The sequence below is a fragment of the Streptomyces sp. NPDC006385 genome, assembly GCF_040612485.1.
Lineage (GTDB): Bacteria > Actinomycetota > Actinomycetes > Streptomycetales > Streptomycetaceae > Streptomyces.
The window spans coordinates 36,339-49,282 of the sequence record NZ_JBEXQG010000019.1 but is presented as its reverse complement, the minus strand read 5'-3'; the positions used below and the strand labels follow the sequence as shown (position 1 = coordinate 49,282).

General features: G+C 71.5%; 14 protein-coding genes. 6 read left to right on the top strand and 8 right to left on the bottom strand.

What is annotated here, in order from left to right; all coding sequences use genetic code 11:
* Nucleotides 1-380: 380 nt before the first annotated feature.
* Both ABZ078_RS17390 and ABZ078_RS17385 read right to left on the bottom strand, forming a co-directional pair.
* Entirely contained in the window at nt 381-1,232 is an 852-nt protein-coding gene (locus tag ABZ078_RS17390) for a hypothetical protein (RefSeq protein WP_356576070.1), read from the bottom strand.
* Between the two features lie 68 nt (nt 1,233-1,300).
* Nucleotides 1,301-2,272 carry a helix-turn-helix domain-containing protein gene (locus ABZ078_RS17385; protein WP_356576069.1) on the bottom strand — a complete coding sequence of 324 codons (972 nt, stop codon included), beginning with the start codon at nt 2,270-2,272 and terminating at the stop codon, nt 1,301-1,303.
* 72 nt (nt 2,273-2,344) lie between these two features.
* On the opposite strand from ABZ078_RS17385, the gene ABZ078_RS17380 reads away from it, so the two are divergent.
* Nucleotides 2,345-3,295 (top strand): NADP-dependent oxidoreductase, encoded by a 951-nt coding sequence (locus ABZ078_RS17380; protein ID WP_356576068.1) that lies wholly within the window; start codon nt 2,345-2,347, stop codon nt 3,293-3,295.
* Nucleotide 3,296: 1 nt separating this feature from the next.
* Here ABZ078_RS17380 and ABZ078_RS17375 read toward each other — a convergent pair whose 3' ends face one another.
* Together ABZ078_RS17375 and ABZ078_RS17370 are read right to left on the bottom strand one after the other, a co-directional pair.
* Nucleotides 3,297-4,403, bottom strand: coding sequence for an NAD(P)-dependent alcohol dehydrogenase (locus ABZ078_RS17375; protein WP_356576067.1), 1,107 nt, complete (start codon nt 4,401-4,403; stop codon nt 3,297-3,299).
* Nucleotides 4,404-4,428: 25 nt separating this feature from the next.
* Entirely contained in the window at nt 4,429-5,880 is a 1,452-nt protein-coding gene (locus ABZ078_RS17370; protein ID WP_356576065.1) for an aldehyde dehydrogenase family protein, read from the bottom strand.
* A 103-nt stretch (nt 5,881-5,983) separates the two neighbouring features.
* Here ABZ078_RS17370 and ABZ078_RS17365 point away from each other — a divergent pair, with 103 nt between their 5' ends.
* Nucleotides 5,984-6,421, top strand: coding sequence for a MarR family transcriptional regulator (locus ABZ078_RS17365; protein WP_356576063.1), 438 nt, complete (start codon nt 5,984-5,986; stop codon nt 6,419-6,421).
* A 163-nt stretch (nt 6,422-6,584) separates the two neighbouring features.
* A complete protein-coding gene (locus ABZ078_RS17360; protein ID WP_356576061.1) occupies nt 6,585-6,962 on the top strand; it encodes an anti-sigma factor antagonist in 378 nt (125 codons plus the stop codon).
* Nucleotides 6,963-6,973: 11 nt separating this feature from the next.
* On the opposite strand, the gene ABZ078_RS17355 is transcribed toward ABZ078_RS17360, so the two are convergent.
* The gene (locus ABZ078_RS17355) at nt 6,974-7,924 is read right to left on the bottom strand and encodes a ribose-phosphate pyrophosphokinase (RefSeq protein WP_356576059.1); all 951 of its coding nucleotides are present in this window, start codon (nt 7,922-7,924) and stop codon (nt 6,974-6,976) included.
* Nucleotides 7,925-8,125: 201 nt separating this feature from the next.
* Between ABZ078_RS17355 and ABZ078_RS17350 the strand changes: the two genes are divergently transcribed.
* Nucleotides 8,126-8,788 carry a DUF4230 domain-containing protein gene (locus ABZ078_RS17350; RefSeq protein ID WP_356576057.1) on the top strand — a complete coding sequence of 221 codons (663 nt, stop codon included), beginning with the start codon at nt 8,126-8,128 and terminating at the stop codon, nt 8,786-8,788.
* Between the two features lie 110 nt (nt 8,789-8,898).
* Nucleotides 8,899-9,402 (top strand): VanZ family protein, encoded by a 504-nt coding sequence (locus ABZ078_RS17345; protein ID WP_356576056.1) that lies wholly within the window; start codon nt 8,899-8,901, stop codon nt 9,400-9,402.
* A 59-nt stretch (nt 9,403-9,461) separates the two neighbouring features.
* Here the strand turns inward: ABZ078_RS17345 and ABZ078_RS17340 are convergent, their stop codons facing one another.
* The 3 genes from ABZ078_RS17340 to ABZ078_RS17330 form a co-directional block, all read right to left on the bottom strand.
* Nucleotides 9,462-10,238: a sulfite exporter TauE/SafE family protein gene (locus tag ABZ078_RS17340; protein WP_356576054.1), complete on the bottom strand. Its 777-nt coding sequence runs from the start codon at nt 10,236-10,238 to the stop codon at nt 9,462-9,464.
* A gap of 164 nt (nt 10,239-10,402) precedes the next feature.
* Complete coding sequence (locus tag ABZ078_RS17335) at nt 10,403-10,639, bottom strand: hypothetical protein (RefSeq protein ID WP_356576052.1); 237 nt, start codon at nt 10,637-10,639, stop codon at nt 10,403-10,405.
* Between the two features lie 132 nt (nt 10,640-10,771).
* Nucleotides 10,772-11,581: an SDR family oxidoreductase gene (locus tag ABZ078_RS17330; protein WP_356576050.1), complete on the bottom strand. Its 810-nt coding sequence runs from the start codon at nt 11,579-11,581 to the stop codon at nt 10,772-10,774.
* 237 nt (nt 11,582-11,818) lie between these two features.
* On the opposite strand from ABZ078_RS17330, the gene ABZ078_RS17325 reads away from it, so the two are divergent.
* A complete protein-coding gene (locus ABZ078_RS17325; protein ID WP_356576048.1) occupies nt 11,819-12,859 on the top strand; it encodes a PHP domain-containing protein in 1,041 nt (346 codons plus the stop codon).
* Nucleotides 12,860-12,944 lie beyond the last annotated feature (85 nt).

Sequence of the window (12,944 nt, the reverse complement as noted above, 5' to 3'; positions counted from 1 at the left end):
GCGAGGCAATCCCGCGTGACCTGCCCGCCGCGTGACTCGATGCCTTGCGGCGTCTGCGGAACATCGACGCCTTGCTGGGGGCTGATCAGGCGACTGCGCGAGCTGGTCCAGCTGGGGCGTCGGCGGTGCGGCCCGGCGGGCCTGCGGCACTCCGGCGCCGTTGAGGGTCGGCCGCAACTGGCGCAGGGCGTCGATCGATCAAGGGGGGTGTGCAGGGCGATCGCACTCATGAGTACGCACCGCGAAGGTCGATCTCGACCCAGTCAACCCGAAGCGCCGCACGGGAGCCCATCGGGTCTTGAACGCAAAAGGATCAACCTCACCGATTGACAGAAGTGAGGATTCCGTCACCGTCCGCAAAGGGCTCGAAAAAAGGGGGCTCACCTGCAGCCCACGCCGTCCTTCACCAGGGGCCATGCCTCGACGCCGTCGGGGGTGCGCACGTACGCCGTCGACCTGCCACCGGTCAGCCACAACCGCCGGTCGCCGAGCCGGTATCCGGTGTCGCGCGCGTCGGCGGGCATGGGGACGTCGCCGTCGTACGCGGCGGTCAGCATGCCGGGTTCGAGCACACCGTCGGGATCGCGGGCGTACATCCGGCGGTCCCGGTACTCGCCGAGGGCCAGGAAGTGCACCTTCTCCCAGCCGCAGTGGGCCGACCCCACGGAGCCGCTGATCTCGGTGGTGGGCACGCGGCGGCCGTGCTCGTCCGTCCAGATCTCGTACTCCAGGGAGGCCGTGAAGCTCTCGGGGAGCTCGGCGGGGTCGCAGGAGGCGCTGGTCTCCGGGCCCCAACCCGGGCGGTTCTTCCCGTCCTCGGCGATGACGACGGCGACCTTGGTGCGTCCGTCGACGTCGTAGGAGAACAGGACCCGGCCCTTCTCCTCCCGCTCCACGCGGTAGCCGGATCGCGGCACATCGGGCTGCTCGAAGTCGAAGTACGCCGTCAAGCCCTCCTCCGGCGTCGATCCGCCGTCCCCCTCGCTCCACGCCTCGCTGCCGCCGCCGGAGTAGATCTCCCCGTCGCACTCCAGGGCCCGGCCCGCGGCGCCCGACTCCACGCGGGTCGCCCGCGGACCGTCCTCGTCGAGGTCGCGGGCGGGCACGTACAGGGGTCCGTCGTACGGCGTGGCCGGCGGTGTGCCCTCGACGACCGCGCTCCGGTCAGCGGCACCGCATCCCACGACGGCCGTCGCCGCCAGCACCGCCGCCGCCACGATCCCTCCGCGCATGACCTGCTCCCCCTGTTCACTCCGCTGCCTTGATCCTTCGACGCGGCGGTGGGCAGGAACGTTCGCGTCTATCGGGTCGCCGCCTGGAACGTACGCCGATAAGCCTGTGGCGACACCCCGATGGCGGCGTGCAGATGCTGGCGCAGCGAGGCGCCCGTGGCGAAGCCGACCTGGCCGGCGATCCGGTCCACCGACAGGTCGCTGGACTCCAGCAGATGCCGGGCGCGGGCGACGCGCTGCTGGATCAGCCAGCGGCCGGGGCTGAGCCCGACCTCCTCGTTGAAGCGGCGGGCGAAGGTGCGCAGGCTCATCCGGGCGTGGGCGGCGAGGTCGGCCAGGGTGAGGGGTTCGTCGAGGCGCTCCAGGGCCCAGGCGCGGGTGGCGGCGGTGCTCGCGGCTGCGCTGACCGGCACCGGCTGCTCGATGTACTGGGCCTGGCCGCCGTCCCGGAAGGGGGGCACGACACAGCGCCGGGCGACGGCGTTGGCCAGCTCGCTGCCGTGGTCGGTGCGGACGATGTGCAGGCAGACGTCGACGCCGGAGGCGGCGCCGGCCGAGGTGAGGATGCGGCCGTCGTGGACGAAGAGGACGTCCGGGTCCAGGTCGACGTGCGGGTAGCGGCGCCGGAACGGTTCGGTCACCTGCCAGTGCGTGGTGGCCCTGCGCCCGTCGAGGAGGCCGGCCGCGGCGAGGACGAACGCGGCGGTGCAGATCGACACGATGCGTGCGTCCGGGCGGATCAGCGCGAGCGCGTCGGCGAGCTCGACGGACAGCTCCGTGGGGATGCAGGCGGTGGCCATGGAGGCGACCACCACGGTGTCGGCCGTGGCGAGGATCTCCGGGCCGTGCAGGACGCCGATCGTGAAGTCCGCGTTGGTGCGCACCGGCCGGCCGTCGACGCTGCAGGTCAGCACCTCGTAGTGGCCGTCGGCCGCGCCGAGGATCCGGCTGGGGATGCCCAGCTCGAAGGGGTAGACGCCGTCCAGGGCCAGCACGACGACCCGTTCCACTCGCCGCTCACCGCTTCGTTCTCGCCTCATGGCACGATCCTATCGAAGGTTGGCAATCGTGCCATTTTCCGGAGAGGCGGCTCCCGGGCAGGCTGTCTGACCATGAGCACTGTGAACACGATGCGAGCCATCAGCCAGGACGTCCTCGGCGGCCCCGAGGTCCTCAAGGAAGTGGAAGTCGAGCGCCCGGCCCCGCGCCCGAACGAGGTACTGGTCCGCGTGCGCGCGGCGGGCGTGAACCCGACCGACTGGAAGCACCGCGCGACCGGCGGCTTCCTGGGCGAGCCGCCCTTCGTCCTGGGCTGGGACGTCTCCGGCGTGGTCGAGGCGGTCGGCGTCGGCGTCGCCCGCTTCGAGCCCGGCGACGAGGTCTTCGGCATGCTGTCCTACCCGTTCGGCCACGGCTCGCACGCGGAGTACGTCACCGCGCCGGCCCGCGTCTTCGCGCACAAGCCGGCCTCGATCGACCACACGCAGGCGGGCGCGCTGCCGCTCGTCTCCCTCACCGCCTGGCAGGCCCTGGTCGAGTACGCCGACGTGCGGCCCGGTCAGCGCGTGGTGATCCACGCGGCGGCCGGCGGGGTCGGGCACGTGGCCGTGCAGATAGCGAAGGCGCGCGGCGCGTATGTGATCGGTACGGCGAGCGCGGGCAAGCATGCCTTCCTGCGGAGCCTCGGCGCCGATGAGTTGATCGACTACCGGGAGACGGACTTCGCCGACGCCGTCAAGGAGGTGGACGTCGTGCTGGACACCCTGGGCGGTGAGACGTCCGTGCGCTCTCTGCGCGTGCTGCGCCCGGGAGGCATCGTCGTCTCGATCCTGCCGGTCGGATCGGACGAGTTCTCCGAGGAGGCCGCGCGGCTCGGCGTGCGGGCCGTGCGGATGCTCGTGGACGCCGATCGTGCCGATCTGCGGGCGATCGTGGACCTGGTCGAGAAGGGTGAGTTGCGCGCGGAGATCGCCGGGACGTTCCCGCTGGCCGATGCCGCCGAGGCACACGCGCTCGGTGACACCGGCCGGACCACCGGCAAGCTGGTCCTCACGGTCGACTGAGTCAGAACGTGAGCACGGGCTTGATCGTCTTGCCCGCCCCCATGTCCCGTACCGCCCGGTCGATGTCCGTGAACGGATAGGTGCTGACCAGGCGGTGCAGCGGGAGCCGCCCCTCCTTCACCAGCCGGACCAGGGCGGGGACGAAGGTCTGCGTCTCGGCGTCGCCGAGGGTCAGACCGACGATCCGCTTGCCGCCGAGCAATCCGTTGACGTCGAGGGCGACTTCGGTGCCGAAGGGCGGGGCGCCGACGACGACCACGGTGCCGCGCGCGGCGAGCGCGTCGACGCCCTGGCGCAGGACGGCGACGTTGCCGGTGGTCTCCACGACGCCGTCGGCGCCCTGGCCGCCGGTGATCTCGGCGAGCGCCTCGCCGAGATCGGCCTCGGCGGCGTCGACGGTGTGAGTGGCGCCCAACTCCCTTGCCAGCGACAGGCGTTCGCCGATCCTGTCGACGGCGACGATGGCGGTGGCGGGGGTGAGCGCGGCGGCCATGACGGCGGACAGGCCGACGGCTCCGGCGCCGAGCACGACGATCGTGCCGCCGGTGACCGGCTTCAGTACGTTCCAGACCGCGCCGACGCCGGTCTGCACCCCACAGCCCAGCGGGGCGATCGAGGCCAGCGGCACCTCCGGGTCGACCGTCACGAGGCTGCGCTCGTCCACCAACGCCCGCTCGGCGAAGGAGGACTGCCCGAAGAAGTGTCCTCCGATCGCCTCACCGCCCCGGCTGATCGTGCGGGTGCCGTCGGCCCGTCGGCCGCCGATGAGGTTCAGCGGCAGCCAGGTCGCGCAGTACGCGGGGTGACCGCCCCGGCAGTTGCGGCAGTCGCCGCAGGAGGTGAAGGACAGCACGACATGGTCGCCCGGCGCGACGCCGGTCACGGCCGGGCCGACGGCCTCGACGACGCCCGCGCCCTCGTGGCCGAGGACGCCGGGCAGGGGGAAGGGCAGTCCGCCGCTCGCCACGCCGAGGTCGGTGTGGCACAGGCCGGTCGCGACCATGCGGACGACGGCCTCGTGCGGGCCGGGTTCGTCGAGCTCGACGTCGCAGAGGGTGAAGGGGGCGCCGCCGGACTCGACGACGGCGGCACGGGTGGGGATGGACATCGGACCGATCTCCTCGGCAGTGCGCTCAGTCGAGCGAGACGACGACGGACTTGGTGGTGGTGTAGGCGTCGAGCGCCTCGGGACCGTACTCGCGGCCGAAGCCGGAGTCCTTGACGCCGCCGAAGGGGACCGAGGGGTCGAGCATCGCCCAGTCGTTGACCCAGACGATGCCGGCGTCCAGCCGGTCGGCGACGCGGTGGGCGCGGGCCAGGTTGCCGGTCTGGACACCGGACGCCAGGCCGTACGGCGTGGAGTTGGCGAGTTCGACGGCCTCGTCCTCGGAGTCGAAGGGCTGCACGGTGAGGACGGGGCCGAAGATCTCCTCCTGGACGACTCGGGAGTCGTTCGGCAGGTCGGCGATCACCGTGGGCCGGTAGTAGTAGCCGCCGTCGAGGTCGAGCCGTTCGCCGCCGCAGACGATGCGGCCGCCCTCCTTGCGGGCGAGGTCGACGTACTCCTCGACCTTGCGCAGGTGCCGCTCCCCCGCCATCGGGCCGATCACGGTCTCGGGCTCGCGGGGGTCGCCGAGCGGCACGGCGGGCACGGCGTCGGCGAGGATGCCGAGCAGCGTGCCGTAGACCTGCCGCGCCACCAGCAGCCGGGGTCCGCCCATGCAGAACTGCCCGGTGTTGAAGACGAACGCCTTGATGACCGCGCCGACCGCCTTCTCCAGGTCGGCGTCCTCGAAGACGACGTGGGCCGCGTTGCCGCCGAGTTCCATGGTGACCGGCTTGAGCGACTCGCCGGCGATGCCCGCGACCTTCCGGCCGACCGCCGTCGAGCCGGTGAAGGCGATCTTGTCGACCCCGGCGTGCCGCAGCAGCGCCTCACCGGCCGCGGGTCCGCCGGTGACGACGTTGACCACACCGTCGGGAACACCGGCCCGCTTGAAGATCTCGGCCATGTACAGGGCGCTGAGCGGGGTCTCCTCGGCGGGCTTGTGCACCACCGTGTTGCCGGCCGCGAGCGCCGGGGCGATCTTCGACCCGGCCAGGATCAGCGGGAAGTTGTACGGCGTGATCGCCGCGACCACGCCGATCGGCCGGCGCCGGACATAGGCGAGGGCGTTCATGGGGGTGTCGCGGACGGAGCCGTCCAGGGCGTGGGCGAGGGCGGCGAAGTGCTCGTAGTCGTTGGCCGCGTTGGTGACGTCGACGGCGTGGGCGAGCGTGATCGGCTTGCCGACGTCACGGCTCTCCAGCTCGGCGATGGTGTCGGCGTTCTCCCGGATCAGCGCCGCGACCCGGTGCAGCACCCTGCCGCGCTCCCGGCCGCTGAGCCCGGACCAGGCGCCGTCGTCGAAGGCTTCCCGTGCCGCGCGCACGGCCGCGTCCACGTCGGCGGCACCCGCGTCGGCGACGGTGGTGACGGCCGCGCCGCGGGACGGATCGACCACCTCGGTGCGCGCTCCGTCGACGGCTTCGCGCCACCGGCCCCCGATGAACAGCCGGCCGGGTTCGATCTCGTAGGGGGTCATCGCCGCTCCTCAGCTCCGTCGCCAAGATTTCAACCATCAGGATTCCTGTTGTTGCGCAGTCTCTTTACAGACAGGTTTCCTGTCAATGCTCTAGGCTGAACCCATGCTCGACACCCAGGCGGCCAAGGCGACTCCCTCGCTCCTCTACATGGTGAAACAGGTGGAGCTCGTCGTTCGCTCCCACCTGGACGAGCTGGTCAAGCCGTCCGGGATCACGGCATTGCAGTACACCGCGCTCACCGTCCTGGAGCGGCACGACGGACTGTCGGCCGCGCAGCTCGCCCGCGACTCGTTCGTCACGGCTCAGTCGATCGCCGATCTGGTACGGAGCCTGGAGAGCCGCGGGCTCATCCGCCGGGAGCGCAATCCGCGCAATCGCCGGGAGCTGCTGATCCTGCTGACCGACGCGGGGCGTGAGCTGCTCGCCCGGCACGAGGGGCCCGTACGGGAACTGGAGGAGCGGATGGTGCGGGACCTCACGGCCCATCAGACCGAGCAGTTCCGCCAGGCACTCTCCAGGGCCTGGCACGCGCTGTCGTAGCGCCGCCGCTGCCAAGTTCCGCCACGTCCGGCGAATCCTCTGTCGCAATTCGAAGACATATGTCAATCGAACATGCTCAAATTCGCTCGATCGAGGGTAACTTGCAGTGCGGGGGCGGGATTTGAGCATCCGCCGCAGTGAGCAGGTGGGAGGCGATGTCGTCGTGCAGCAGGGTCCTGCGCCGTTCAGTCGGCATCTGCGCGTCCATCGGCACCGGGGCCACACGGTGCTGGAGTTCCGCGGCGAGATCGACATCGCGGCGGCGGTGGAGATAGCCCCGTACCTGGACCGGGTGACGAGCCACCCCGACGCCCGTATCGTGATCGACCTCAGGAGCGTCGAGTTCTTCGACTGCTCCGGGCTGCGCCTGCTGTACCGGGCCCGCAGCCGGGTGCTCGACCACGGCGGCCGGCTGCACCTGGTCTGCACCCACCCGCTCACCCTGCGCGTCCTGAGGATCACCGGCCTGTCCCGGCTGCTGCCCCCGCATCCGACGCCGGACGCGGCACTGGATCAGTCCGAGGCCACGTCCGGCACGTGATGGGGCGTCTATCAGGTGCCCGGCGCGTCGAACAGGGCGCTGACGGACTCCCCGTTGTGAATGCGGCGCACGGCCTCGGCGAGCGCGGGGGCGATGGACAGGATCCGCAGCTTGTCGGTACGTTCCTCCGCCGCGACGGGCACGGTGTTGGTGCACACGATCTCCAGTACGTCGGGCTGCTCGCCGATCCGCTTCAGCGCGCCGGACGCGAACAGGCCGTGCGTACAGGCCACCCGGATCGATCGCGGCTCCAACTCCCGCAGCCTGTCGAGCAGTTCGAGCACCGTGCTGCCCTTGGCGATCTCGTCGTCCAGGACGATGACGTCCCGCCCGGTGACCTCGCCGATGACGGAGTTGATGCTGACCCGGTCGTCCGCGAATCGCTGCTTGGCGCCGGCGGCCACCTGGGCGCCGATCATCCGCGCGAACGCGGCGGCCTCCTTGGCGTTGCCGAGATCCGGGGAGACCACGGTCGTGCGCGAGAGGTCGTACTGCCGGAAGTGCGCGGCGAGTTCCCGTAGCGCGTGCAGGTGGTCGACCGGCACCGTGAAGAAGCCGTGCACCTGGGGCGAGTGCAGCGTCATGGCGAGGACACGGCCGGCGCCGGCCGCCACCATCAGGTCGGCGACGAGCCGGCCGCCCAGCGAGATACGGGGGGCGTCCTTCTTGTCGGAGCGGGCGTAGGAGTAGTGCGGCATGACGACGGTGATCCGGCTGGCGGACGCCCCGCGGGCGGCGTCGCACATCAGCAGCAGCTCGACGAGGTGCTCCTGGACCGGCCGGACCAGCGGCTGGATCAGGAAGACGTCCCGTTCCCGGCAGTTGGCCTGGAGCTGTACCTCCAGGCAGTCGTTGGCGAACCGGCTGACCCGGCTGGGGCTGAGCGGCACTCCCAGGTGCGCGCAGACCTCCGCCGCCAGTTCGGGGTGGGCACTACCGCTGAACACGGCGATCTCTCGCACGATCCGCTCCTCGCATGATCATTCCGGATGGCGGACTCATGCTACTGACCTCGGCAGAAACGTTGCGGCTCACCGGCGGGGCTGTGCGTCGTCCGGCCGTCGCGCCGTCCCCGCTCCGGTCAGGGGGCCAAAGTCGGCCAACGGACAGGTCCCGCAAGGCATTTGCGGGTATCCGAACAGCAGGGAAGGAGGGACGTCGACATGACGACTCCCAACAAGCGCATCGACAAGCGCATGCCCGGCTGGGCGAAGGCGGTGAGCGCCGTCGTACTGGTGCTCGTCGTCTTCTTCGCCGGGATCCGGCTGAGCGTGCTCCCCGGCCTCAAGGACCTGTTCGGCACGGAGACCAACGACCGCTCGGGCCCCGCACTGCTCCAGTCCATCCAGGACATGAGCCGCTACGACGCCGCCTCCGGCAACTTCCAGATCGTCGTGGATCTGGAGAAGGACGCCAAGTTCCTGCCCGACGCGATCCGCGGCACCCGCACGCTGTACGTCGGCGCGGGCACCGTGGACGCCTATGTCGACCTCGGGAAGGTCGGCGAGGACGACGTCACGGTCAACGACGACCGTACGTCCGCCACCCTCCGGCTGCCGCACGCCGCCCTCGGCACACCGTCCCTCGACCCCGCGCGCTCCTACGCCGTGTCCAAGGAGCGCGGGCTCCTCGACCGCCTCGGCGATCTCTTCTCGGACAACCCGAACAGCGAGCAGGCCGTGCAGAAACTGGCGGTCGAGCACATAGGCGAGGCGGCGAAGCAGAGCGGGCTGACCGCACGCGCCGAGACCAACACCACCGACATGCTCGAAGGGCTGCTGCACTCCCTCGGGTTCAAGGAGGTGAAGGTGACGTACGGGGCCTGATCCCTGCGAGGTCCGGCAGCACCCCGGCCGGGCTCCAGTGCGGTGGCATCGGGGCGCGGTTCCGGGGTAATCCGCTTACCACGAAGGGAAGTTGAAGACTGGAGGACCGCATGGCCCGTGACACCGCACGTTCGCGCGCCGCGTTGCGCCCCGGCGCTCCCCTGCGTTTCCTCGCCCGGCTCCTCGCGATGCTGTGCGCCTTCGCGTTCATGGTCGCCTTCGCCGTCGTCCTGGCGAAGCTCACCCTCCAGCCGTCGCCCGCGTCGGAGGCGCTGACGCACACCAACCTGCGGCCCGGCCGTTCCCTGCGGGCCTATCTGGACCAGCCCGAACTGCGCGACGCCGTCCGGCAGATCGGCGGGAATCTGCTGCTGGGCGTTCCGTTCGGCATCCTGGTGCCCGTCGTCGCCCCACGGACGCGCGGTGTCCTGCGCGTCCTGCTGCTGACGGCGACCGTGATGCTCCTCGTCGAGTTCGCCCAGGGCGCCCTGGTGACGGGGCGGGCCTTCGACATCGACGACGTCATCCTCAACACCACCGGCGCCCTGATCGGCTACCTCGTGCTGGGCCGGCGACTGAGCCGGGCCGTGCACGCCCGGGAGCGTCGGTCGTAGGTCCTAGGGTCTGTTGCGAAAGTGGCGCCTGCCGCGCGACGCCACTTTCGCAACAGGCCCTAGCGCAGCACCAACTGGACGATGGCCGCCGTGCCGACCACCACGATGAACGCGCGCAGGACGGCAGGGCGCAGGCGGCGGCCCACGGTGGCGCCGACGTGGCCGCCGATCGCGGACCCGACGGCGAGGAGGGCCACGGCCGTCCAGTCGAAGTCCGCGGCGATGAGGAAGAAAAGCGCGGCGACGGAGTTGACCACGGCGACGAGGACGTTCTTGACGGCGGTGAGGCGTTGCAGGTCGTCGTCCAGAAGCATGCCCATCAGGGCGACGTAGATGATGCCCTGGGCGGCCGAGAAGTAGCCGCCGTAGACGCTGGCCAGGGTCAGTCCGGCGAGCAGGAGCGGGCCTCCGTCGGCGCGTGCGGATCTCCCCTGCCGCTCCCGGCGATCGCGCAGCCTCCTGCCGATCAGGGGCTGGAGGACGACCAGCACGAGGGCGAGCCCCACCAGGACCGGCACGATCCGCTCGAACGCCGAGGCGGGCAGGGACAGCAGCAGCGCGGCCCCGGTGACGCCGCCGAACAGGGCGCCGGCGCCCCACTTCAGGATGCGCCGGCGCTGACCGCGCAGCTCGCGTCGGTATCCGACGGCCCCGCTGATCGAGCCGGGGATCAGGCCGAGCGCGTTGGAGACCGTGGCGGTGACGGGCGGCAGGCCGGTCGCCAGCAGCACAGGGAACGTGATCAGCGTCCCCGAGCCGACGACGACGTTGACGGCGCCCGCGGCGATGCCCGCGCCGAGGACGGCGCTCATCTCCCACAGCTCTGCGGCACTCATGGCGGACAGCTTAGAAACCGAACACTTCGGCGGTGGCCGAAGGATCACGGGCAAACGCGCAGGCGTTCACCGGCGCGGGCCGCACCTCGTCGCGGACGGCTCCACGACCGCAACGGCGCCTGGACGTGACCGGCGAAGGGATGGTCGGCCGACCGGTCGGGCGTCTAGTGGTGGTGCCAGGTGAACTTGTCTCCGCCGACCCAGCGGACCACGTCCGGGTCGTCCAGGTCATGGACCGTGATGCCGAAGGCGGCGGCGGTCTCCAGGACGTCGGTGATGGTCCTGGCCTCGCCGACGACCACACCGTCGATCTCCATGATGCGGAACGGAGGCGTGCCCGGCTGAACCCCGAGCACCATGATCCGCGGGTGTGAAATGTGCGGGCTCGCGATTTCGGTCATGCATAGAGCGTAGAGCGCAACCCGCGTCAAGGGATCCTCCAGTCATCCGCGAAGCGGACGCGGAGCGCGACGCGGGCGGCGGCGTGGCCGGGATGAGGATGAGGATGAGGCCGCGGTACGGGCGGTCCGGGCTCAGGGGCGCCGCCACTCGTCGTCCCCGAGGTGGGAGCCGGCCTGCGGGCCCATGCGGAGCATGCCGCCGTCCACGCTCCAGGAGGCGCCGGTGACGTAGGAGGCATCGGGACCGGCGAGGAAGGCGATCACGGCGGCGACCTCGCGGGCGTCGCCAGGACGGCCCAGCGGGACGCCGGGGCGGTCCTCGGTGTGTACGTCGGTGTCCTCCTGGCCGGTCATGGGCGTGGCGATCTCGCCGGGCGCGACGGCGTTGACGGTGATGCCGTACTCGGCGAGTTCCAGGGCCATGACCTGGGTGAGCAGGCCGAGGCCCCCCTTGGCCGCGCAGTAGGGGGCGGCGCCGACGCGCGGCTGGTGTTCGTGGACGGAGGTGACGTTGACGATCCGGCCGCCGTCACCCTGGCGGATCATGTGCCGGGCCGCCCGTTGTCCGCACAGGAAGGGGCCGATCAGGTCGACGTCGATGACCTCGCGGAAGGTGTCCAGCTCCAGGTCGAGGAACGGCGTCATCGTGCCCGTCCCGGCGTTGTTGACCAGGACGTCGAGCCGGCCGAGCCGGTCGCACAGCTCGTCGACGGTGCCGGCGGCGGTGGGCAGCCGGGTGAGGTCCAGTTGCGCCACGGCCGCCCGCTGCCCGTGGGCGCGGACCTCCTCGGCGGTCTCCTCGGCGCCCTTGAGGTCGCTGTGCCAGGTGATGCCGACGTCCATGCCCGCCCGGGCCAGGCGGACGGCGGTCGCCTTCCCGATCCCCGAGTCGGAACCGGTGATCACGGCCACCTTGCTGCGCGGTGCGGTGGGTGCGGACATGGCAGGGCCTCCTCGTGGACGGTCCGAGAGCGATGAGGCATCGCAGTACCGGCCGATCGCAGTACCCGGCCGGCCGACGGACAAACCGGCGCCACCACCACACCGGGTCGCACACGAACGGACGCCCCCCGCCGCGCCGACCCACGAACCGACTCCACGAACCGACTCCACGAACCGACTCCTCCGCCCGTCGTGCGGTCCCCGTGCGCCTGGGCAACTCTGGAGGAGGAGGTGGCGATGGACCCCGTCGAGGCACTGGACCGGATCGCCTTCCTGCTGGAGCGGTCCCTGGCGCCGACCTACCGTGTCCGTGCCTTCCGCACGGCGGCCCGCGTGCTGGCCCGGCTGCCCGAGGGCGAGGTGCGCGAACGGGCGGAGGACGGGTCGCTGGAGTCTCTCAAGGGCGTCGGCCCGAAGACCGCCCAAGTGGTCCGCGAGGCGCTGGCCGGGGGGACGCCGGGCTATCTGGAGAAGCTGGAGGGAGAGTCCGCCGCACCGCCCGGGGGCCGGGCCGGCGAGCGGCTGCGGGCGCTGCTGCGCGGGGACTGCCATCTGCACTCCGACTGGTCGGACGGCGGCAGCCCGATCGAGGAGATGGGCAGGACCGCGGCGGAGCTCGGCCACGAGTGGGCGGCGCTCACCGACCACTCGCCGCGGCTGACCGTGGCCCGTGGCCTGTCTCCCGAGCGGCTGCTGCGGCAGCTGGACGTGGTGGCCGGGCTGAACGCGACCTGGGCGCCGTTCCGGCTGCTCACCGGCATCGAGTGCGACATCCTCGAGGACGGTTCGCTGGACCAGGAGCCGGAGCTGCTGGACCGTCTGGACGTCGTGGTGGTGTCCGTGCACTCCAAGCTGCGCATGGACGCCCGCTCCATGACCCGGCGCATGGTGCGGGCCGTACGGGATCCGCACGCGGACGTCCTGGGGCACTGCACGGGCAGGCTGGTCAGCGGGCGCGGGCGGCCGGAGTCGGAGTTCGACGCGGACGAGGTGTTCGCCGCGTGTGCCGAGTCGGGCACGGCGGTGGAGATCAACAGCCGCCCGGAGCGGCTGGACCCGCCGCGCCGGCTGCTGCGCCGAGCCGTCGACGCGGGCGTGCTGTTCTCGATCGACACCGACGCGCACGCGCCCGGCCAGCTGGACTGGCAGATCCTCGGCTGCGCCCGCGCGGAGGAGTGCGGGGTGCCGGCCGAGCGGGTGGTGACCACCTGGGCCCTGGAGGAACTGCTGGCCTGGACCCGCGAGGGCCGGACACCGTCCCGAGTGGCGGGCGCCTGACGTGGTACCCGGCCGGCGCGAGAGCGATGCGGGAAGCAGTGCGGGAAGTGGTGCGGGAAGCGACACGAGAAGTGGGAAGAACGGC